The organism is Hymenobacter sediminicola (genome assembly GCF_014250515.1).
In the GTDB taxonomy this organism is placed as follows: domain Bacteria; phylum Bacteroidota; class Bacteroidia; order Cytophagales; family Hymenobacteraceae; genus Hymenobacter; species Hymenobacter sediminicola.
This window is the reverse complement of sequence record NZ_CP060202.1, coordinates 3,147,005-3,168,970: the sequence shown is the minus strand read 5'-3', so window position 1 is coordinate 3,168,970 and position 21,966 is coordinate 3,147,005. Positions and strand designations below refer to the sequence as shown.

At 58.8% G+C, this 21,966-nt stretch carries 20 protein-coding genes; 9 read left to right on the top strand and 11 right to left on the bottom strand.

Features of this window, described 5'->3' with window-relative positions:
• Positions 1 to 8: 8 nt before the first annotated feature.
• Positions 9 to 875, bottom strand: a complete 867-nt coding sequence (locus tag H4317_RS13525) for an alpha/beta hydrolase family protein (protein WP_185887113.1) — start codon at positions 873 to 875, stop codon at positions 9 to 11.
• Positions 876 to 1,244: 369 nt separating this feature from the next.
• Between H4317_RS13525 and H4317_RS13520 the strand changes: the two genes are divergently transcribed.
• The gene (locus H4317_RS13520; protein ID WP_185887112.1) at positions 1,245 to 2,225 is read left to right on the top strand and encodes a polyprenyl synthetase family protein; all 981 of its coding nucleotides are present in this window, start codon (positions 1,245 to 1,247) and stop codon (positions 2,223 to 2,225) included.
• A gap of 143 nt (positions 2,226 to 2,368) precedes the next feature.
• On the opposite strand, the gene H4317_RS13515 is transcribed toward H4317_RS13520, so the two are convergent.
• Entirely contained in the window at positions 2,369 to 2,671 is a 303-nt protein-coding gene (locus H4317_RS13515; RefSeq protein WP_185887111.1) for a hypothetical protein, read from the bottom strand.
• A 238-nt stretch (positions 2,672 to 2,909) separates the two neighbouring features.
• On the opposite strand from H4317_RS13515, the gene H4317_RS13510 reads away from it, so the two are divergent.
• Together H4317_RS13510 and H4317_RS13505 are read left to right on the top strand one after the other, a co-directional pair.
• Positions 2,910 to 4,331 carry a cytochrome P450 gene (locus H4317_RS13510; protein ID WP_185887110.1) on the top strand — a complete coding sequence of 474 codons (1,422 nt, stop codon included), beginning with the start codon at positions 2,910 to 2,912 and terminating at the stop codon, positions 4,329 to 4,331.
• A 61-nt stretch (positions 4,332 to 4,392) separates the two neighbouring features.
• Positions 4,393 to 4,950, top strand: a complete 558-nt coding sequence (locus tag H4317_RS13505; RefSeq protein ID WP_185887109.1) for a GNAT family N-acetyltransferase — start codon at positions 4,393 to 4,395, stop codon at positions 4,948 to 4,950.
• A 141-nt stretch (positions 4,951 to 5,091) separates the two neighbouring features.
• On the opposite strand, the gene H4317_RS13500 is transcribed toward H4317_RS13505, so the two are convergent.
• Entirely contained in the window at positions 5,092 to 6,435 is a 1,344-nt protein-coding gene (locus H4317_RS13500) for a peroxiredoxin family protein (protein ID WP_185887108.1), read from the bottom strand.
• A gap of 232 nt (positions 6,436 to 6,667) precedes the next feature.
• On the opposite strand from H4317_RS13500, the gene H4317_RS13495 reads away from it, so the two are divergent.
• Positions 6,668 to 8,962: an aconitate hydratase gene (locus H4317_RS13495; protein ID WP_185887107.1), complete on the top strand. Its 2,295-nt coding sequence runs from the start codon at positions 6,668 to 6,670 to the stop codon at positions 8,960 to 8,962.
• 136 nt (positions 8,963 to 9,098) lie between these two features.
• On the opposite strand, the gene H4317_RS13490 is transcribed toward H4317_RS13495, so the two are convergent.
• Together H4317_RS13490 and H4317_RS13485 are read right to left on the bottom strand one after the other, a co-directional pair.
• Positions 9,099 to 9,371, bottom strand: a complete 273-nt coding sequence (locus tag H4317_RS13490; protein ID WP_185887106.1) for a hypothetical protein — start codon at positions 9,369 to 9,371, stop codon at positions 9,099 to 9,101.
• A 20-nt stretch (positions 9,372 to 9,391) separates the two neighbouring features.
• Positions 9,392 to 9,802, bottom strand: a complete 411-nt coding sequence (locus H4317_RS13485; protein ID WP_221899161.1) for a hypothetical protein — start codon at positions 9,800 to 9,802, stop codon at positions 9,392 to 9,394.
• Between the two features lie 93 nt (positions 9,803 to 9,895).
• Between H4317_RS13485 and H4317_RS13480 the strand changes: the two genes are divergently transcribed.
• Together H4317_RS13480 and H4317_RS13475 are read left to right on the top strand one after the other, a co-directional pair.
• Positions 9,896 to 10,594, top strand: a complete 699-nt coding sequence (locus H4317_RS13480; RefSeq protein WP_185887105.1) for a TIGR02117 family protein — start codon at positions 9,896 to 9,898, stop codon at positions 10,592 to 10,594.
• Between the two features lie 63 nt (positions 10,595 to 10,657).
• Positions 10,658 to 11,368 carry a carbonic anhydrase gene (locus tag H4317_RS13475; RefSeq protein WP_185887104.1) on the top strand — a complete coding sequence of 237 codons (711 nt, stop codon included), beginning with the start codon at positions 10,658 to 10,660 and terminating at the stop codon, positions 11,366 to 11,368.
• Positions 11,369 to 11,483: 115 nt separating this feature from the next.
• Here H4317_RS13475 and H4317_RS13470 read toward each other — a convergent pair whose 3' ends face one another.
• Positions 11,484 to 11,732, bottom strand: coding sequence for a hypothetical protein (locus H4317_RS13470; RefSeq protein ID WP_185887103.1), 249 nt, complete (start codon positions 11,730 to 11,732; stop codon positions 11,484 to 11,486).
• Between the two features lie 217 nt (positions 11,733 to 11,949).
• Here H4317_RS13470 and H4317_RS13465 point away from each other — a divergent pair, with 217 nt between their 5' ends.
• Together H4317_RS13465 and H4317_RS13460 are read left to right on the top strand one after the other, a co-directional pair.
• Complete coding sequence (locus tag H4317_RS13465; protein ID WP_185887102.1) at positions 11,950 to 12,432, top strand: LexA family protein; 483 nt, start codon at positions 11,950 to 11,952, stop codon at positions 12,430 to 12,432.
• An 8-nt stretch (positions 12,433 to 12,440) separates the two neighbouring features.
• The gene (locus tag H4317_RS13460) at positions 12,441 to 13,754 is read left to right on the top strand and encodes a Y-family DNA polymerase (RefSeq protein WP_185887101.1); all 1,314 of its coding nucleotides are present in this window, start codon (positions 12,441 to 12,443) and stop codon (positions 13,752 to 13,754) included.
• A 69-nt stretch (positions 13,755 to 13,823) separates the two neighbouring features.
• Here H4317_RS13460 and H4317_RS13455 read toward each other — a convergent pair whose 3' ends face one another.
• Positions 13,824 to 16,685, bottom strand: a complete 2,862-nt coding sequence (locus H4317_RS13455; protein ID WP_185887100.1) for a S8 family peptidase — start codon at positions 16,683 to 16,685, stop codon at positions 13,824 to 13,826.
• A 199-nt stretch (positions 16,686 to 16,884) separates the two neighbouring features.
• Between H4317_RS13455 and paaN the strand changes: the two genes are divergently transcribed.
• Positions 16,885 to 18,552 (top strand): phenylacetic acid degradation protein PaaN, encoded by a 1,668-nt coding sequence (gene paaN / locus H4317_RS13450; protein ID WP_185887099.1) that lies wholly within the window; start codon positions 16,885 to 16,887, stop codon positions 18,550 to 18,552.
• A gap of 65 nt (positions 18,553 to 18,617) precedes the next feature.
• On the opposite strand, the gene H4317_RS13445 is transcribed toward paaN, so the two are convergent.
• The 4 genes from H4317_RS13445 to H4317_RS13430 form a co-directional block, all read right to left on the bottom strand.
• Positions 18,618 to 18,881, bottom strand: coding sequence for a hypothetical protein (locus H4317_RS13445; protein WP_185887098.1), 264 nt, complete (start codon positions 18,879 to 18,881; stop codon positions 18,618 to 18,620).
• 78 nt (positions 18,882 to 18,959) lie between these two features.
• A complete protein-coding gene (locus H4317_RS13440; protein ID WP_185887097.1) occupies positions 18,960 to 19,715 on the bottom strand; it encodes a LytR/AlgR family response regulator transcription factor in 756 nt (251 codons plus the stop codon).
• 32 nt (positions 19,716 to 19,747) lie between these two features.
• Entirely contained in the window at positions 19,748 to 20,923 is a 1,176-nt protein-coding gene (locus tag H4317_RS13435; protein WP_185887096.1) for a sensor histidine kinase, read from the bottom strand.
• A gap of 21 nt (positions 20,924 to 20,944) precedes the next feature.
• Entirely contained in the window at positions 20,945 to 21,895 is a 951-nt protein-coding gene (locus H4317_RS13430; RefSeq protein ID WP_185887095.1) for an alpha/beta fold hydrolase, read from the bottom strand.
• Between the last annotated feature and the right edge of the window lie 71 nt (positions 21,896 to 21,966).

Genomic DNA, 21,966 nt, shown 5'->3' with positions numbered 1-21,966 from the left:
ATATCAGCTTATACTACCCGCCGCAAAAACTCCACCGTTGCCTCAGCAGCTTGCTGCGCTTCGTTTGGCAGCTCTGCCTGCTGCCACGGGTGTCCGCCGCCGAAATTATGGGTGACAGCGGGCAGAAGAACCAGCTCTGCTTCCGGTTTCCACCCTTTCAACTCGTGGGCACGCTCCACCGGCACAGTTTCGTCTTGGTCGCCGTGCACGATGAGCAGTGGCTGGCGAAGCTTGCGGCGCAGGTTGTGCGCAATATCGAGGCGCAGCCGGTTTTGGTGGTAGTCTTCCACAATCTGGTAGTAGAGCGGCAACTGCTGTTTGGTGCGGGTATTCTCTACGTGATACACGCCCTGCTGCTGCCAATGCTGCATCAACTCGTCGGTCCAGCCGGGGTTTACATTGCTGATGGCAGCCCAGGTTACAACGGCTTTCACGCGCGCATCTTCGGCTGCTTTCAGCAGCACCAGCCCGCCACCGCGGCTATGCCCAATGAGTGCCAACCGTGAAAAGTCGGCTTCAGTGGCCGGTAACACGGCAGTATGTTGCTCCAGATGGTCTAGCAGCGTACCAATATCGTCTAGTTCCAGGCTGAAATTGTTGCGGCCGAAAGCTTCCAGGTCCTCCAGGTCGCCGGTGCCGCCCACCACGAGACCATTGTGCGAAAGGTTGAGTTTCACGAACACAAATCCCTGCTGCGCAAACCAGTCTGCCAGCACATTAAAATGCCCCCAGTCCTTGAAACCCTTAAACCCATGCACAAACACCACCACTGGTTTGGGCCGGCCATCGGGCAGGTAGCGGGCATCGGCCGTGAACGGCCGGGTGTGCCGGGCGCTAGTGAGTTGGAAATCGAGACGAACAGGAGACGCAGACATGATGGAACGGCAACCGCAGGAACCCTGTAGCTGCCAGTAAATAATCTGAAACAATGGCAGCTGAAAAACTGCTGCTGTAGCTGCGGCCGGGCAGCAGTGCCAGCCGCACTACCATAAGCTGCATGAGAAGCAAGGTAGCGACAAAGTAGAGCCGCTGCCACGTAGGCGTGTTAAAAATACCAGAGGCCACTTCAGATTGCCAGCAAGTATCTACTGGCAGCCAGTAGCTATACCAGATGGCCCGGCTTGGTAACAGCGGCAGGTGACTGTAGGCAAAGCCCGCGGGCCACGCTGCTTGTGCTGGCTCAGGCCTGCCCGTTAGGAAACCCCCGCGCGGCCCCGTATCATTGCACCGCCCAAAATACCTGCATGACCGTTACGCTGGACCAGATACAGGCGCCTATTGCCGCCGAAATGGAGGAGTTCGAGAAGAAATTCCGGGCGTCCATGCAAACGCGGCAGTTACTGCTGGATAAGATTATGGGCTATATCGTGAAGCGCAAGGGCAAGCAGATCCGGCCCATGTTTGTGTTTTTCACGGCCAAAATCAGCGGTGGCGACCCGCTGCCCGAAGCCACGTTCCGCGGCGCGGCCCTTATTGAACTGCTGCATACGGCCACTCTCGTCCACGACGATGTGGTGGACGAAAGCAACTACCGGCGCGGCTTTTTCAGCATCAATGCCCTCTGGAAAAACAAGATTGCCGTGCTCGTCGGCGACTACCTGCTCAGCAAAGGCCTGCTGCTGAGCCTCGAAAACGACGATTACGATCTGCTCAAAATTGTGAGCAATGCGGTGAAGGAACTGAGCGAGGGCGAACTGCTGCAAATTGAAAAAGCCCGCCGCCTCGATATCACCGAGGACGTGTACTTCGATATTATTCGCCAGAAAACAGCCTCGCTTATTGCTTCCTGCTGCGCTGTGGGTGCTGCTTCGGCTGGCGCCGACAAGGACACTATTGAGCGGGCCCGTCTTTTCGGCGAAAAAGTAGGCATGGCTTTCCAGATCAAAGACGACCTGTTTGATTTTGGCACCACCGAAATCGGCAAGCCGGTGGGCATCGACATCAAGGAAAAAAAGATGACGCTGCCGCTCATTTATGCGCTGCAGCAAGCCGACTGGCTCACGAAGCGCCGCATCATCTACAACGTGAAAAACAACGACGGCCGCAAAGACCGGGTACAGGCTGTCATCGAGTTTGTGAAGCAGTCCGGAGGGCTAGATTACGCTATCCGGATCATGGAGCGCTACCGCGACGAGGCACTGAACATACTGCGCACCTTTCCCGAGTCGGCGTCGCGCACTTCACTGGAGCAGCTCATTAACTATACCATCGAGCGGAACCACTAATAGCACTGGCTTTAACCTCCTCTGAGGTGTTGTGTGAACCGGTGTCAAACTAAGAGGAGGCTGGCCATTCGGCCAGCCTCCTCTTAGTTTGACACCGGTTCAATAGAGTGATACGCGTCGGTGAAATCTTCTGAAACTGTAGCTTAATGGTTCACCTGGTAGCTTACGCTACCGGGTGCCACTTCCGAAACGTCGAATTTTACGCCATCGAAGGTGCTCTTCACGGTTATTTCGTGGGTCATGTTGCAACCTGGGCACTTGATTTCCTCCTTTTCAAACTGGCCGTCATCCTCCATGGAGTTGGCCAGATGGTCGGGGGCAGGCACGCCGATAGAGTCGGTGAATACTTCGGTGTGGCACTTGTTGCATTCGAATTTTAAGCCCACAGTATGGCCTTGCAACTCATCGACGGGGGCAAGCGCATTGGGTTTTTGCTGAATCCACATAGGAAGGAGGGTTGGGTTTGGAGAAAGGATGGCGGGCCGCACGCGGCCATTAAACCCTCTACGCGCAGAAGTAGGGCCTAGGTTGTGCCGGGCTACAGAGCCATGCAGGTGGATGGCTTGCAGCAGATCATGCTGGTGGGGTAATAGCAGGCAAGGAATAGAAAGTGTACAAGCCCGCTTCACTCGCCTAACGAACCAGCATCCGTATCTTCCCAGCTCTACTTGCTATCCTGCTACGATGTCTATTTCCACTTTGCCCAGCGCCCCTGAACTAACTACGTTGCCCAAGGTGCCACGGTGGCGCACCTTGCTTGGTTCCCTGGCTATGGCCCGCGAGCCTATCCGCAACCTCGACCGAGCCCTTTCGCACCACGGCGACACGGTGGGTTTGCACCTGGGCGGCGTGCGGCCTTGTATTGTAACGCGTGACCCGGCGCTGGCTCAGCATATTCTGCAGAAAAACCACCGCCGTTACCTCAAATCCGACCTGACGCATGGCCTCATTCGGTACCTAGGGCGCGGGTTGCTCACCAACGAAGGCGCCGACTGGCTCCGGCAGCGCCGCCTGATCCAGCCGGGCTTTCATAAGCAGCGTCTCACGGCCCTGACCCGCCTGATGCAGGCCGCTGCCGAGGAGTGGAGCGCCGACCTGCGCGCCCGCCTGCAGGCCGCGCCCCAGAGCACGCTCACGGTAGATATTCATGCTGAAATGACCCGGGTAGCCTTCCACATTATTGCGCAAGCCACCTTTGGTACCAGTATGGCCGATGCGGAGCGTAACCGGCTGTCGGACATTCTCACGCGCATTCAGGCCTTTTATGTGCGCACCATCCGGCAACCCTATCTACGGCCGTGGTTTATGGCGCGGGGCGCGTACAAAAAGCACGAGGCGCTCAGCCAAGAGTTGCGCGAGTTAGTGCGGGGATACATTCGGCGGCGCCAGAGCACCGTTTCAGAAAGTCCTGCGCCCGACGACCTGCTGCAGATGCTGCTGGATGCGCGCTATGAAGACACTGGCGAAGGCATGAGTGAGGCACAGTTGCTGGATGAGGCCAATATTCTGCTGCTGGCCGGCCACGAAACCAGCGCCAACGCTTTGAGTTGGCTATTCTATCTGCTGGCCCAGCATCCACAGGCGGCCCAACGGGTGCGGCAGGAGCGGGTCGCGGCAGGGCTGGCCCAGCGTCCGCCGGAATTTGCCGAACTCCCGCAGCTAACCTATGCCCAGCAGGTGGTGCAGGAAACTATGCGCCTCTACCCGCCGGCCTGGATTCTGGACCGGGTGGCGCTGGAAGACGACGAGTTTCGGGGGCTGCCTATTCCGAAAGGCACGCTGTTTTCCATCTACATCTACGGCATTCACCGCCACCCTGGCCTGTGGCCGGACCCTGATGCATTCCGACCTGAGCGGTTTGCGTCCGGCCAGGAACCACCAATTCCAGCCTATGCTTATCTGCCTTTTGGGGGTGGGCCACGCCTGTGCGTCGGCAACCACTTTGCTCTTACCGAAATTCAGCTGGTATTGCTGGAGGCGCTACACCACTTCGATTTTCAGCCTACTGCCCCCGATGCTCCTGGCACCGACCCGCTGGTGACACTACGCCCGAAAGGCCCACTGTGGCTGCGGGTAACCAACGCCTCAGCCACACGAGTAGCTTAGGGAGAAGCGGCTACTGCTAGTCGCTGCTGCTGGACTACATCATTTCGTTATACTTGCCCGCATGACAACTCCTCTGAGCCTGCTGACGACTCCACATGCGCTGGTTCCTCAGCTCGAAACTCCCGATTTGCTGCTGCGTGCTCCACAGGTATCCGACCTGCCGGAGTTCAATGTCCTGGCCAACGACCCTGCTTTTTACCGCTACCTGGGCAATAAGCCCATGACGGAAGAAGAAATATGGCGCCGGATGCTGGGGCAGCTAGGCCATTGGGCACTGCTCGGCTATGGGGCATGGTCAATAGAAGAAAAAGCAACCGGTAAATATATCGGCACCGTAGGCTTCTTCGACTACCAACGTGACCTGACGCCTTCCCTCAAAGGAACGCTGGAAGCGGGCTGGACGATAGCCCCGCGGGTGCACGGCCGTGGTTTTGCCACACAGGCTCTGCAGGTGGCCCTTGCCTGGATAGAACCCCGTTTCCCCTCGGCGCGCCTCACCTGCATCATCGACCCCGAAAACGTGCCTTCGCTGGCTGTGGCGCGCAAATTCGGGTTCCGGGAATTCGCCCGATCCTCCTATCACAACGAACCTATTGTGCTTCTAGAACGCACCCGTTAGCCGGCTCACCTGCTTCGTTACGTCCCTTGGGCTAGTGCCGTGGTAGAGATAATTCGGCAAGCTCAGTAGGACATTGTTTTTTAATTGAAAAGGCCCGTTTTCATCGTGAAAACGGGCCTTTTTAGACTTATGCGGTTGGATTTATTCCGCTAGCAGCTGGTCAATCGTTTTGTTGAATTCAGCTACTTCCTGCTCGTAATATTTGCCGGTACCGGGGCCTGAGTAGCCGGTGTGAATCTTGCGCACCTCGCCTTTCTTATCCAGGAAAATGGTGGTGGGGAAGGCAATGACCTTTTGCAGCTGCGGCAGCGACTTGCTGGCCTCCGCCGACGAGGCCTGCCCAGCCACGGCCAGGTCGTAGCCGATGTTCATGCGCTCCTTCATCTTCAGCAGCTTCTGCGAGGCCACCTTCTGGTCGGTGGTGCGCTCGTAGCCCAGCCCGATGATTTCGACGCCGCGCTGCTTGTTCTTCTCGTACCAGGGCGCCAGGAAGTTAGTTTCGTCCATGCAGTTGGGGCACCACGAGCCGAGGATCTGGAGCACCACCACTTTGCCCTTGTACTTGGGGTCGGAAGGGGAGATGCTGCCGCCTTCGTAGATACTCGGAAACTTGAAATCCAGCTTTTTTTGGCCGGGCTTCATGCCAGTGAGTGCATTAGCATCGGGCAGCTTTGCATTGGGGTCGAGCGTGGCAGTCCAGGTTTCGTGGCCCGATTTGCCGCTGTAGAAGTCGCCGCTGATGCTGTTGATGTTGCCAGGCTTGTCCAACTTGCCATCAAATAGAAAGCCGTGGCTGCCGTCGAAAGTAGATAGCAGGATATGCTCGCCGTCGGCCTTCGTCACTAGGTTGCCGGCCAGGTAGCGGTAGTCGCCGGTGGTAGTCAGGAACGTGCCGGTGAGCTGGGTGGGATTTAGGGAATCCTGGGTGATAATGCCCACGGCCGGCGTGGTTTCGCCGTCGCTGCCCTTGAACGTTGTGCGGAACGTTCCGCCTTTCTTCAGGTCACCGAAAACTGACGTGTTTTTGGCCGTGCCCGTAAATAAGGCTGCATCAGCACTAGCTTTCTGAGCAGCAAACGCCACCCGATACGGCTCCTTGCCGTCGTATTTTACCCAAGTTCCCTTGAGCTTATCAGCACCATCAGCGCGCACGACCAGCGCGGCATCGAATACGCCCAGCCGTATGGTAGTAGAGTCGCCAGCTGAACTGATTTCGTCGAGCTTGAGGCGTTCCTCACCGTTGCGGAGCGTCACGGTGGGCTTGCCGCCGTCGGTGGCTACGTCAAATAGAAACGGTATTTCCTGGCCCTGGGCCGAAAGCACGCCGCGCCAGGTGCCAGCCGAAAGCGCTGTAGCGGCGGCGGTGCCGGCAGCTTCGGTAGCGGCCTGGTTTTCAGAAGTAGAGGAATTGGGCTGGCAGGCCACGGCGGCCAGCGCGAGTCCGGCCCCGAGTACTGCCTTGCGAATGTCAATGGCAACGGGCATACAAAGAAGGTTAAGTTGATTCGGGGCTAAACTACGGTACCCCCGGATTAGTTTAGTACTCAAGGGCCGTGAATGTAGCGCAACTTCTGGTACACCCCAGTTGGAATCATTCTAAATGCGGGTGGATGCTGGTTTCCAGCCACCGAAAAGTTGGGCTGCACAACGACCGGTACCTATATTTGCGTACTTGTCTTTAATAGGCACGTTCTCTCCACTTTTTCCCTTTTGAATTATGGCGTTTGACTTAGAGATGATCAAGGCTGTGTACGCTGGCATGGGCTCCCGCATTGAGGCCGCCCGTACCGCCGTTGGCCGCCCGCTTACCCTGACCGAAAAAATCCTGTACGCTCACCTGTACGGCGGCACTGTTTCGCAGGCGTTTGAGCGGGGCGTTTCCTACGTCGATTTCGCCCCCGACCGGGTAGCTATGCAGGATGCTACCGCCCAGATGGCGCTGCTCCAGTTCATGCAGGCCGGCAAGCCTCAGGCCGCCGTGCCCAGCACCGTGCACTGCGACCACCTGATTCAGGCTAAAGAAGGCGCTACCGAAGATTTGGCCATTGCCAACTCCGAAAACAAAGAGGTGTACGACTTCCTGGCTTCGGTTTCCAATAAATACGGCATCGGCTTCTGGAAGCCCGGCGCTGGTATTATTCACCAAGTGGTGCTCGAAAACTATGCCTTCCCCGGCGGCATGATGATCGGCACCGACTCACATACGCCCAACGCGGGTGGCCTCGGCATGATTGCCATTGGCGTAGGCGGCGCCGACGCCGTGGACGTAATGGCCGGTATGGCCTGGGAGCTGAAGTTCCCGAAAGTAATCGGCGTGAAGCTGACCGGCAAAATGAACGGCTGGACTTCGGCCAAAGACGTTATCCTGAAAGTAGCCGGCATCCTGACCGTAAAAGGTGGTACCGGCGCTATTGTGGAGTACTTCGGCGAAGGCGCTAACAGCCTCTCCGCCACCGGCAAAGGCACCATCTGCAACATGGGCGCGGAAATCGGAGCCACCACTTCGGTGTTCAGCTACGACGAGAAGATGGGCGACTACCTGCGCTCCACCGAGCGGGCCGACATTGCTGACCTCGCCGCCGGCGTGGCCCAGCACCTGCGCGCCGACGACGAGGTGTACGCCAACCCCGAAGCTTTCTACGACCGTCTTATCGAAATTAACCTCGACGAGTTGGAGCCCTACGTGAACGGCCCGTTCACGCCGGACGCTGCTTGGCCAATTTCGCAATTCGCGGCAGCCGTAAAAGAGCACGGCTGGCCCGAGAAGCTGGAAGTTGGCCTGATTGGCTCGTGCACCAACTCCAGCTACGAGGACATCACGCGCGCCGCCAGCATTGCCGGCCAGGCTGTAAGCAAAGGCCTCACGGTCAACGCTGAATTTACCGTGACGCCTGGCTCGGAGCTGGTGCGCTACACCGTGGAGCGTGACGGTTTGCTGGACACCTTCGCCCAGATGGGCGGCGTGGTGCTGGCCAACGCCTGCGGTCCGTGCATCGGTCAGTGGGCCCGCCACACCGACGACCCGAAGCGCCGTAACTCCATCATCACGAGCTTCAACCGCAACTTTGCCAAGCGCAACGACGGCAACCCGAACACCCACGCCTTCGTGGCTTCGCCCGAAATCGTGACGGCCTTCGCCATTGCCGGCGACCTGACTTTCAACCCTCTCACCGACACGCTGACGACCAAAGACGGCCAGCAGGTGAAGTTCGACGAGCCGCAGGGCATTGAGCTGCCACCCGCTGGTTTTGCCGTAGAAGATGCCGGTTTCCAGGCCCCCGCTGCCGATGGCTCGGGCGTGCAGGTACTAGTAGCGCCTACTTCCGACCGTCTGCAACTGCTCGACCCGTTCAAGCCGTGGGAAGGCACCGACCTGAAAGGGTTGCGCCTGCTCATCAAGGCCCAGGGCAAGTGCACCACCGACCACATTTCGATGGCCGGCCCGTGGCTGAAATACCGCGGCCACTTGGACAATATCTCCAATAACATGCTCATCGGGGCCATCAACGCCTTCAACGGCGAAGCCAACTCGGTGAAAGATGGCCTGACCCAAGGCACGCCATACTCACCAGTACCGGCGGTGGCGCGTAACTACAAAGCTCAAGGCATCGGGTCAATTGTAGTAGGCGACGAGAACTACGGTGAAGGTAGCTCGCGCGAGCACGCTGCCATGGAGCCCCGCCACTTGGGCGTGCGTGCTATCCTGGTGAAGAGCTTCGCCCGGATTCACGAAACCAACCTCAAGAAGCAGGGCATGCTGGGCCTCACCTTCGCCAACAAGGCCGATTACGACCTGATTGAGGAGGACGACACGTTCGACATCATTGGCCTGACGGAGTTTGCCCCCGGCAAGCCCCTGCAGATCCGTCTGCACCACGCCGACGGTGACACCGACCTCATCACGGTGAACCACACCTACAATGAAGGCCAGATTGAGTGGTTCAAAGCTGGCTCGGCCCTGAACCTGATTCGTCTGAAAGAGTCGGGCGAAGCACAACTGTCGCAGAAGTAATTCTGAATCTAGCTTTTTATAAAAAAGGCCGCTTTCCTGCTTGGGAGGCGGCCTTTTTTGTGGCAACAGTTCAGAGCTGAGTATGTAGTAGGCAGTGACTCTCAAGCTACACTGTTTCACTGCCAGCAGTGTGGATTTAGTAAAACAGGCGAATAGCTAGGTAGTTGAGGGTGAGTGGCAGAAGAATCACCACGGCAGGAAGCACCACATACACTGCACCGGATGGTACAGCTGAATACCGGGAGCTGAATAGAAGCGAGTATACCAACAGACTGCTAAGGCCGCCTACAGCCAGAATATGGCACCTGAAATGGAGCATAAGCGGCATATTCCGTTTGGCCTGCGTGCGCGCCTGCAGGAAAACCAACAGGAATGAAATGCTGGCCGGCAGCAGATACAGGATGTACATAGTGAGAAGGCTGCCGGGTTCTACAACGTAGCTACTTGCTCCGCCCGGTGCTCCCGCGGCTTCTGCACGAGGTAGTAGTAGAGCAGAATGACGAGCCCCGTGAAAAAGGGAATGAGCGCCAGATGCTTGCCGGTAATTTCGCCCCACACTCGCGCCGTATCAAAACCAATGAATTCGCTGATCATCCAGTAGGAGTTGGCCGAAATCCAGAATACGATGGCCAAATTATGCGCCAACTCGGCCTTCATGCTGCGGGTGCGCCACGTGATAATAAGCGCAATTGTCAGGGTGGGCACAATCATGCTCAGGCCCAGTGGCTTCCATAGCATGCACCACCCGATGTCCTTGAGTAGCCAGAACACAATGTGCATGTTTTCCATGCGGCGGTATGGGGCCGGAATGCTGTAAATCTGGTCTTCGGATTGGGGCATGGCAAAAGTGAATTCCTCAAATATAGAACGCAGGCGGCTTTTTTCGTGAGCTTGCGTATGAGAGCTTGACCCCAACCGTAGCTACGCTCATTCATGCCCAGTACACTCAGAAAAATAGCCAAAGGAGCCGCTTACGCGGGGGGGAGTATTGTGGGGGCGCTGGTGCTGTATGGGGTAGCTGCCGTGGGGCTTTCGGCCGTGCCGGTAGGCAAGCGTGGCCATTCTGCCCCCGATGCTATTGAGGCGTATGTGCTGTCTAATGGCGTGCATACCGATATTGTGGTGCCCGTCCGGAACGCGCAAATGGACTGGACACAGCTAGTGCGCTACACCGATACGCCCGCCGCCGATTCCAGCATGCGCTACGTCGGCTTTGGCTGGGGCGACAAGGGGTTTTATCTCGACACGCCGACCTGGGCCGAGCTAAAGCCCAGTACGGCCTTTAAAGCTATGTTCTGGCTGGGCGAGTCGGCCATGCATACCACGTTCCACAATCAGCCTGTCGAAGGGTCCGACTGCGTGAAAATTTATTTGTCGCCGGCCCAGTACAGCCAGTTGATTGAGTTTATCCGCAACAGCTTCGATTATGATGTGCAGGGCCGTGTAGAGCACATACAGGGCCATAGCTACGGCCAGCACGATGCATTTTATGAGGCCAAGCGCACCTACAACTTGTTTTATACCTGCAACAGCTGGGCCAATGAGGCGCTAAAGGCGGCCGGCCAGCGGGCTGCCTTCTGGACTCCTTTCGACGCGGGCATCTTCTGGCACTATCGTGACGGTGGAAAGTAGCAGGCTGGATAGAAATTTGGTGAGCAGCGCATCGTCTGATAGCAAAAATCGTATGTTACTTCTATGATAACGTACGACGAAATCTTCGAGAACAACCGCCAGTGGGTAGCTTCAAACACAGCTACCAACGCCGATTTCCTCCAACACCTCGCTGCCGACCAGAAGCCGGACTATCTGTATATCGGCTGCTCCGATTCGCGCGTGACAGCAGAGGAGTTGATGGGTGTGGCGCCAGGTGAGGTATTTGTGCACCGTAACGTGGCCAACCTGGTCATCAACATCGACCTGAACGCCACATCGGTCATTGAATATGCCGTGGCTCATTTGGGCGTGAAACACATTGTGGTGTGTGGGCACTACGGCTGCGGGGGCGTAAAGGCAGCTATGCAGCCCAAGGATCTGGGAATTATGAATCCCTGGCTGCGTAACATCCGCGACGTGTACCGGCTACACCACACGACGCTGGACGCCATTGAGGACACCACGGAGCGCTACGACCGACTTGTTGAACTGAATGTGCAGGAGCAGTGCGTCAACGTTATTAAGATGGCGGTGGTGCAGCAGGCGTACCTAAAAAACGGCTATCCTACAGTGCACGGCTGGGTATTCGACCTGAAAACCGGTCTGCTCAAAGATCTGAATCTAGACTTCGAGCATATCCTGCACGATATTCAGGAAATCTATAATCTCGGCGACCAAGTGCTGTTTGGAGAAGCGAAGGACACGCCGGCTATCGAAATAGGGAAAGAAGCTAAAACCGAAGCACAGCGGTAGTTGTCTAGGCTGTTCTAATACCATCTGTGGCTCATAGCCACTTACCAAAAAGAAGCCCGGCTTCCCAGCTACGTGTAGCAGGGAGGTCGGGCTTTGCGTTGAAAAAGCAGATAGACTAATTGAGCCAGAGCTGCACCACAGTTTCAAACCGGTGCTGAGCAAAGGCACCGTACGGGCGCTCGGCATAGAAGCCAAGCACGTGTACCTGCGGCAGACCGGTACGGGCGTTGCGACGCAACTGAATAGGATACACGCGGCCGGCTTCCGGCCAGTCACCTACATGGTCGGCGGGGCGGCGCGAGGCGTCTATGCAGCGGGCGTATTGCTGCATGGGAGGCGGAACGGGAAGCTTTACTTTCGACATATCCAAAGATAAACATATTTCCTCTTTTCCAAAAAAATTAGTTGTGCAATTTTTGGACAAATAGTGCCATGAAATGGGTTTTAATAGAATTTTAATACCTATATACGATGTTCAGTTGCTTGCCGGATTTACTGAGCGAAGATGGGTAGATGACTGTATTTGCTAAAATTATTAGTAAATAGCGGTGCCGGGTTTTCTTTCCCCGGTGCTTACCGCTATGAGCAACGCCATCCTGTATTGCATTCCTGCGCATCAGCTGCTGCCCGCCGAGCTGCCACTGTACGCCTGCCCCATACCCGCCGGCTTTCCGTCGCCCGCCGATGACCAGCTAGATGCACCTTTAGACCTGACCCAGCATCTGTTCCGCAATCCGGCCTCTACCTTCCTGGCTCGTATCGTTGGTGACTCCATGACCGGGGCTGGCATCCACCCCGGCGACCTGATAGCCGTAGACCGTGCCCTAACTGCCTGCGACGGTAGTATCGTGGTGGCAGTAGTAGAGGGTGAACATACTGTAAAGCGGCTACGACTACGAAACGGCCGCGCTTGGCTGGAAGCCGAAAACGACCGGTATGATTCTCTGGAGCTCCTGGCTGATGCCCGTCTGGAAGTTTGGGGCGTTGTGACACACGTAATACATGCGCTGGAAGGCCGCCCGGCTGCTACACCACTGCGGCAGTGGCACCGCAAGCAAGCCTAGCCCGCCCTATGTATGCCCTGATAGATTGCAACAACTTTTATGTTTCGTGCGAGCGTGTATTCCGGCCGGCGCTGGCAGACCAGCCTGTGGTGGTGCTCAGCAACAACGATGGCTGCCTTATTTCGCGGTCCGATGAGGCGAAGGCGCTGGGGTTGAAGATGGGTGAGCCGTACCATTTGGTGCGCCCTACGCTGGAGCAGCATGGAGTAGCGGTATTTTCTTCTAACTACGGCCTCTACGGCGACATGAGCCGGCGTGTAATGCAGGTGCTCACGGGTTTTTCGGCACAGGTAGAAGTATACTCCATCGATGAGGCCTTTCTGAATCTGGCAGGTCTGCGCTACACCGCACCCGATGTGCGGGCCTATGCGCTGCTGATTCGGGATACTGTACAGCGCCACGTAGGTATCCCGACTTGCGTGGGTGTGGCCCCTACCAAAACGTTGGCTAAACTCGCTAACCGTCTGGCCCGTAAGCAGCCGCTCACGGAGCGGGCTGTAGTGCTGACAACCGCGTCTGAATGCGCTGCAGCACTCTCCCAGACACCTATACAGGACGTGTGGGGCATTGGACGGCGCTACGCGGCCAAACTGCGGGAGTATGGTATCGAAACGGCTGCTGATCTGGCTGCGCAACCCGAAAGCTGGGTCCGCCGGCAATTAGGAGGAATTACTGGAGTGCGGCTGTGGCACGAATTGCACGGGCATCCCTGCCTGGATTTTGATCCGCATGCGCTGGACGAAGATGGCTGCCTGTTGCCTGCTGGTGGCCGCCAGCGCCGGAGCGTCGTATGCACCCGTTCGTTTGGGCGGCCCCAGCACGCCGCTGAAGTGCTGCAAGAGGCCGTAGCCACATTTGCCTGCCGTGCCGCCGAAAAGCTACGCCAGCAGCATTTGGCCGCCCATCTTGTCACGGTGCTGCTTGGTACTGACCGGTACAAAGCCCGGTCTGGCCCAGCCACGGTCAGCACCACACTCACATTGCCCATAGCAACCAACGATACCGGAGAGCTGCTGAAGGCTGCACATAGTGCGCTTCTGCGGCTTTGGCGGCCCGGAACTGTCTACACCCGTGCTGGCGTAATGTTCTGTGGCTTGGAAGCAGCCGGTCAGGTACAAACGAATCTATTTGTTACTGCATCTGACCAGCGGAACCGGCCCCAACTCATGGCAGCAGTAGATACTCTCAACCAGCGGTTCGGACGAGGGCGGGTGAGCTATGCGGCAGCCGGCGTCGCCTCACGAAGCGCTGTCTGGAAAGGGCGCAGCGCCATGCGGTCCAGCTTGTACACAACAAGCTGGGAAGAGCTTTGGCAGATATAATAAGTGTAGCGTCTATCGTTTCCGGCGAAGTGCATTCGCCTACAGCAACAGTCTGTGCAATAGTTGTTACTACTGCGGCTGTACCAGCAGACGCCGAACCAGTGTCCCGGCTGCGCCTTGCACTCGCACCATATACAGCCCAGCCGGCAGCCCACTCACATTCAGCGAAGCACCAGCGCCAGCAATAGCAACCCGCCGAACCACTTGTCCCAGCGGATTCAGCAACTGCATTTCCTGGGCTCCGAATCGGGCCGGTATTTCAAGGCGCACATGTCCGGAAGCGGGATTTGGATATAGCTGCCACTCACCAGCCGTTAGGGCCGGGCGGGTAGGCAGTACCTGATTGTAGCGTGTCTGAGCAGCATCGGCGGCGGCTTGCAACTGGGCCAGACTGGGAGCGGCCAGCACGGCAAACGCTACCACGGCTGAGTCGGTGGGGGCGAGGCGGGGCAGCGCGGCGCCAAGCACATGCGCAATATCGGTGCCGTTGGGCAGGCCGGTGGTGCTCTGGCGGGTACCGTTGCTGAGGGTCAGGTACTTTTCGCTACGGCTGAAGCCGTTGGAAAGCTGCACGGGGCTGCCGGCTGGCGCATTTACATTGATGGCATAGCAAGTAGCAGTGCCACCGTTCAGCCACTTCAGGCCCACATAGGTAGTAGGGCTACCGGCATCGTAAGCATAGCTCAGACGGCGCACCGAGTCCCAGGCCACCACATTGCGGCCGTATTCGGGCACCACGTCCCAGTCCATGAACAGACCTGCATACAGCGGTTTCAGCGTGTCGGGCGTGACGTTTTTTAGTTGATATTCCAGAATCACGTAGTCGCGGTGTGGGGCTTGCGCCCAAGCAAAGCCGCGCTGCCGCACCTGCACGCCCACCGTACGGTTGCGTGTAGCACTCGGCAACGAGTCCTGTAGTAGGCCGCTGGCTTCTTGGTCGGCGCGCAGCGGCTGGCGGCGCAGGGCAGTTTGGGTCAGGCTGAAGAAATCAGTATCGGCGGTGTTTCGGTCGTTGCGCAGGCGGCTGGATACGCGGGTAGCGCCAGTGACCAGCAGCAAGCCGCCTTCATACAGCAGCGGTGCGCCGCCCCGGTAGCTGACACTTTCGCCCAGGTCGGAGCCCAGCCCGTCGTAGCCAATATTGCCGCGGCTGGTGAGCGTAAGGGCCAGGTCGCCGGCATTCAGCACCACATAATCGGGGTTGAGCAGGATGGTGGCGTACTGGTCTTCCTCATAGCCGGTGGCCGCATCCGCGAAATGATAGCGCAGCACGGCCCGCGTGTTCAGCGGCACGATGCTCGCTACCGCCAGCCGAAACGGAGCCGCCGAGTTGGAAGCCCGCGCCAGCGTAGCCAGCGCGCCTGCCGCAAACGAGCCCTGCCGCACCGTGAGGTACGGCGTCAGCGACGTGACGGTGAGCGTCAGGTTCTGCACTGGCAGCAACAGGTTTTCTACTTCCACCGTCAGCCGGATGGTGTCGGCGGGCTGGTAGGCGCCTTTGGCGGGCGCAAAGATGCGCTGCGTGATGCGGGCGGCCCGCTGGTCGTTGGCTTGCACGGCGCGGTATGCGTTCAGGCGGCCCGTTCCGAGCTTGCCCTGATAGGCCGCATTTCCGGGCAGTAGGTCAATATTATCGGTGGTGCGGCGCAATTGGGCGCGTACCTGTGCGGCATTCAACTGCGGAAAGCGCGCCCGTACTAGTCCAGCCGCTCCCGCCACCAGTGGTGCCGAAAACGACGAACCCGTAGCCCGGATATAGTCCGAGTCGTTGTCGCCCCACGTGGTCAGCACTCCGTCGCCGGGCGCTACCAAATCAAGGCGCCGGCTGAAGGTGGCAAAGCCGGATTTGACGTCGGTAGCGCTGCTGGAGCCCACCGACAGCACATGGTCGTAGGAGGCAGGGTAGAAGTCCAATTCGGCGTTGGTGTTGCCGGCCGAGGCCACCACTACGGCGTCGCGGTTTACGGCGGCGTAGGTAATGGCATCCTGCTCGAACTGCGAGCGGCCACCCGCCGCTCCCCAGCTTAGATTGATGATTTTGCAGCCGTGGTCGGCGGCGTACACAATGGCTTCAAAGCCGGAAAAGCTGCCGCCGGGTGTGCTGGGGTATATTTTCAGGGGCAGAAAGCGGCAGTTGAAGCCCACGCCCGCCAGGCCCCGCGCGTTGTCGGGGCGGGCCGAGGAGCAGCCGCTGGTGTGCACACCGTGCCGGGGCTGCTGATAGGAATCGGAGGACGGGTTGTTGTCGTCGTCGGCGAAGTCCCAGCCGCGGAAGTTGTCCACGAATCCGTCATTGTCGTTGTCGATGCCATCGGGTGGATCCTGGCGGTTGCGCTGCCACTGTCCGTCAAGGTCCTCGTGTGAAAGCCGAAAGCCGGTATCCGTAATGCCAATAACCACCGTTGTGTCGCCTTTGGCTACGTCCCAGGCCTGGTAAGCCCGGATGTTTTTCAGGTGGAGCTGGCCGTTGACGTTGGTGGAGTCGGCCAGCGGGTCGTTGGGCATGTACAGCGGCGCGCGGTTGTAGAGTGGCTCCACGTAGGCCAGCACCCCGGTTTGCTGCAGAGCCAAGCGGGCTTTCGGCAGCACAGTTTCTGAGCCGAACCACACCTGATAGATTAGGCGCAGGTCCACGGCCTCGGGGCTCTTGGGGTCAGGCGGCAGAGCTTTCGGAAACTTCTGGCGCAGGCGTGTGGCCCCCAAGCGGCGCAGGGTAGCTTCCAGCCGGGGCAGCGCAATCTGCGTGAGGCTGGCCTGGGCCAGGTATTCGGGCCGCAGTTTAAATACCAGCGTGCCGGGCTGGGTAGTGGGCGCGGCGTTTTCCGCGGTGAGCGGGCCATAGGTAGCCTGCGCGTGGCTTGAAGTCGAGCCCAGGGCCAGCAAACAGCCTAGCAAAACAGTAATTGACAGTGCGCGTAGCCGTGGAAACATATCGATAGGGAAAAAGCGGATCCGATTCAGGATAAACGAATTGCTGCAGCCGATGGATGCCGCAAAATCAGGGCAAACGTAGCGGGGCTGATTCCGTAAATTTAACCACTTCGCCAGCCGTTCCCGCTAAGCACGTTTCCGGTTTTCGATCAACTCCGCGAAATCCGCCTTCAATTTCCCGCCGCTACTTCACCCCCCAATGACCGAAGCTACCCGTAAGCACCAGCCCGCCCTCGACGCCGCCATCCAGGCCCTGCACGGCCGCACGTTTTTCGCTGCTTTTCCCGAAAATCCTTCCCCCGAAATTTATGGCGCTGATGCCGATGCCAACGGCCGCGCCGCTTTCGAGGCCCGTCGCCACCAGCGCTACACCGAGCTGCGGCAGGGCGAGCCGGCCGGCTGGGTAGGGCAGGAAGAGTCGCCGTATGAGCAGGAGGCGCTGGGCATCGAGTACCCGTATTATGAGCCGGCCACGCTGGTTCGTAACGCCGAAGCCGCCTTTGGGCCGTGGCGCAAGCTGAAGCCGGCCCAGCGGGCCGCGCTGCTTGCAGAAAGCCTGGAAGGCATCCGGCAGCGGTTTTTTGAAATTGCCTATGCCACCATGCACACCACCGGGCAGTCGTTCATGATGTCGTTTCAGGCCAGTGGGCCGCACGCCGCCGACCGGGCACTGGAGGCCATTGCGGCCGGCTACGAGGAGCAGACCCGCTTCCCGGAAGAAACGCGCTGGGAAAAGCCTATGGGCAAATACAACCTCACGCTGCACAAAACTTGGCGCGCCGTGCCCAAAGGCGTGGGGCTGGTCATTGGCTGCTCCACGTTCCCGACGTGGAACTCGGTGCCGGGCATGTACGCCTCGCTCGTCACTGGCAATCCGGTGCTTATCAAGCCGCACCCGAAAGCCGTGCTGCCCATTGCCATTGTGGTAGCCGAAGTGCAGAAGGTGCTGGCCGACTACGGCCTGGACCCGCGCATTTGCCAGCTGGCCGTGGATGCCGCCGACCACCTCATTGGGAAGGACTTGGCCGAAAATCCGGCCGTGAAGCTCATCGACTACACGGGAGGCGCGCAGTTTGGCGAGTACCTTGAAGGACTGAAGGGCAAAACGGTCTTCACCGAAAAAACCGGCGTCAACAGCGTCATCCTCGACTCCTGCGACGACCTGGATAAGGTGGCGCAGAACCTGGCTTTCTCCGTGAGCCTATACTCGGGGCAGATGTGCACGGCGCCGCAGAACTTCTTCATTCCGGCCGGCGGCATGCGGGTTGGGGAGCAGCAGGTGCCCTACGAGGAAGTGGTGCAGAAGCTGGCCGCCGCCGTTACGGGGCTGGCCCAAAACCCCAAGGCCGGGCCGCACGTGCTGGGCGCTATTCAGAACCGGGATACCCACGAGCGGGTGCAGAAGCTGGCCCTCGATGGTGGCCGTAGCGTGCTGGCCCACGGCTCCGTGGAGCACCCCACATTCAAGAATGCGCGCACCTGCTCGCCCTGCATCCACGAAATCAGCGCCGACCGGATAGAGCAGTACAGCCAGGAGTTATTTGGGCCTATTATGTTGGTCATCAGGACCCGAGACACGCAGGAAAGCATTCGGCTGGCGGCGCAGCTGGCGCGCGAATACGGCGCTATTTCGTGCGGCGCCTACACCACCAACAGCGCCGTGAAAGAGCAGATTATGGATGAAATGAGTTTAGCCGGCACGCCCGTCAGCTTCAACCTGACCGGCAACATTTACGTGAACCAGGCCGCCGGCTTCTCTGACTTTCACGTGACAGGTGGTAATCCGGCCGGCAACGCCTCGTTCACCAACCCTGAATTCGTGATTAAGCGTTTCACCTGGGTTGGCTTCCGGGAGCCGGCAGAATAGCAAATGACAGCATACAAAAAGGGCTGCCGGAGTACATCCGGCAGCCCTTTTTTATGGGTAGAATACTACCAGCCGACTTTGCTGTACTTGTATTTCTTGGGCGCTTTCACGGTTTCGTACTGGGTGGGCTTGCGCGGCGACAGGTCAATTCCTAGGTCGATGGGGTTGCGCTCCTTGTAGAAGCGGGCCTTGTTGTTCTTGCGTTTTTCCGGCTTGACTTTCACGGTGCCGTAGCCGCGAGGGTTGGCGCTTTGTGTCACCCGGTCCTGGGCGCAGGAACCGAGGCTAACGAGGGCGGCGAGGGAAAGTATGGATAGCAGATTTTTCATGGCTGCGCGTGGTAAAGGTGAGGTAATGCCCTGTGTACTACGGTTGCATGAAAAAAGATACACTATCCCAACATTATCCTACAGGCTCATAAGCTCCCGAAACCGTACCGACTGCTGGCGCGAAACTTCCACTTCCGGCCCACCGCGCAGCCGGATTTTGAGCGTGTTGCTGAACCAGGGCTCAATGCTCTCAATCCATTTCAGGTTGATAATCTGCTGGCGGTTGGCCCGGAAAAACACCTTATGGTCGAGGCGTTGCTCTAGGTGCTGCAGGGTGCGCGGAATAAGCGGGCGGTGCTGCTCGAAGTAAATCTGGGTGTAGCTACCGTTGATTTCAAAGAGCCGGATGTCGGAAAGCCGCACAAACCAGCACCGTTCACCATCCTTCACAAACACCTGGTCGTGCTCGGTGAGCAGAGTAGGAGGGGGCTCGTCGGGAACGGACTGCGCGGGTGCGGCTACAGCTTCAACCACAGCCGGAGCCAGCAGCTTGGCGCGGGCTTTTTCCAGAGCGGCTGCCAGCCGGTTTTCTTGCACTGGCTTGAGCAGGTAGTCCAGCGCATTCACCTCAAAAGCGCGCAGGGCGTACTCGTCGTAGGCAGTGGTGAAGATGACGTGTGGGGCAGCTTCCAGCGACGCCAGCAGCTCAAATCCCGTTTCGCCGGGCATATGAATATCGAGCAGCAGCAGGTCGGGGCGCAGGTCCTGCAGGCGGGCGCGAGCTTCGGCAGCGTGCCGGGCTTCGCCCACCACCGTTACATCGGGAAAAGCTTGCAGCAGGTGGCGCAGCTCGGTTCGGGCCAGGCGGGAGTCATCAACGAGCAGAACGTTCACGGGAAAATGGGATAGAGTAACAGAAAATACGGCTAAGCAGCGACTGTGGCGGTAGCGGCACGTACGGGCAGGCGCAGCTGGGCTACTACCGTGTCAGATTCGGTGGGGTCGTTACCGATGTGCAGATGCGCTTCGGTCCCGAACAGTAGCGCCAGCCGCTCGCGGGCGTTGCGCACGCCCACGCCGTCGTGCTCTGGCTGCGGCTGATAGCGCCCAGTGTTGCGCACAGCTATATGCAGCTGGCCGGCCCCATCCAATTGAGCCGTGAGCCGGATAAAGCCGCCTTCGGGCCGGGGTGCGAGGCCGTGTTTGATGGCGTTTTCCACGAGCAGCTGCAGCGTCATGGGCGGAATGAGCACGGGCAGCGCGGCCTGGTCCACGTCGATGGAGTAATCCAGCCGTTCTTCCAGCTGCAGGGCTTCTAACTGCAGATAGTGCTCTACTATTTCCAGCTCGCGGCCCAGCGGCACCTGCTCGGCTGAGTTCAGTTGAATAGAATAGCGCAGCAAATCCGAGAGGTGCGTCATCATGTCGCGGGCACGGGCCGGGTTTTCCGTCACCAAAGCCCGGATGTTATTGAGGCCGTTGAAGAGGAAATGCGGATTGATCTGGGCTTTAAGGGTGCGCATTTCGGCTTCGCGTACGGCAGCGGCCAGCTTCCACTTGTCCACTTCGGCCTGCTTGTAGCGGTGGAAGAAGTGCCAGCCGAAATAGAAGCCGGACCACAGCCAGAGTACAAAATTGACGTTGAGCGAATAGCCAATGAACTGCGCCCATCCGTGCGGCTTGCCATCCGGACTAGGGCGCACTACCCAAATCAGCAGCGCCCAGATAATGACTTGGCTCAGCACCGACAGCAACGCATTCGTGACCAGCAGGCGCCCCACCAGCGGTACTGGTGCCAGCCGCTCCCAGCCATTGGCCAGGATGTGGTAGCGCAACCAGTGCGAGAGGCCTATCATCGGCAGCACAATGGCCGTTACATTCAGCAGCAGCTCCGTCGTAAAGCGCCCGAAAGCAGAAAAAATGGCTAGGTTGAAGCAGAAATATAGCGTCCAGCCACTGAGCTGCGCGCGCCAGTAGAGGCGGCTGGGGGCGGGCACTGAGGCGTAGAAGAACATAAGCAGGCCAGTTGCGGCAGGAATAAAACGCTGCATTCGGGCCCGGCCCCGATAGTGCCGGCCGAGCCCGAATAACAGCGGGAGCAAGATAAGTGGGCAGTTACCGATTTACTTCTTCGTCACGTAATGCTGCTTCAGAAAACCATCTGTCTGCTGGAAAAACCAGGCTGTATCGTCATACATCAGAAAGTGGCGGCCTGCCTCCGACATTTCGATGCGGTGCTGGGGCAGTTTGGCGTACTGCTGCTCGAAAATGGCACGGGTGCTTTCCTTGGTTGAACCATACTGCTTGTAGGCTGCCCAGGCGCCTAGCACCAGCACCGGCTGCTGCACGCGGGCAATATCCTGGCGCAAATCAGTTGTGAACAGGTCGTACATAGCCTGGGCTACGGCGGCGGGGCTGGAGGCCACGCTCCAGCGGGCCAGTTGCGTCATGCGGGCCGTGTCCGTTACCATGCCGGCGCTCATCTGGCGGGCCTGGGGCATGGTCATCTTGCCGGCGGCCATCTGCTGGCGCATGCCTTCGGCCATGGGCTTGGCACCTTCCACCGTCTGGGCCGGATTCTGAACGGCCGCCAGGAACGGCAGCGAATCGACGATAACCAGCTGGCCAATGGCATCGGGCTGCGTGGTGCTCAACCACAGGCCCATGAACCCGCCCAAGCTATGGCCCACCACCACCGGCTTATTCAATTTCTGCGCTTTGATATAGGTCAGTAGCTGGTCGCGCACGTTTTGCAGCAACTGGTCCGTGGAAGCCGGGGCGGCATTGCCCCCGAAACCAGCCAGGCTGATGATGTGGCACTGATACTGACTCTGGTAGCGGGCCACCGTTTCGTCCCACACCGCGCCGGGGCAGGTCAGGCCCGGAATCAGCAGCATGGGCTTGCCCTTGCCCACTACCCGCACCGTGAAGTTGGGGTGCGCGGCCGGAGTGTCGGCGGCGGTGCTGGCAGTGGTGGTTGGGGCCGCGGCCAGGGCTGGCGAAGAGGCGGCAACGGAGGCAACGGAGAAAAGCAGGGCGGCAAAAATCGGGCGGAGGGTAGCGGTCAGGTTCATGGCGGAAGAAGGAGAAAGGTTGATTGATGATGTAAACCTAGCCGGTCCTCAGCCCAACCGAAACTGCTTTT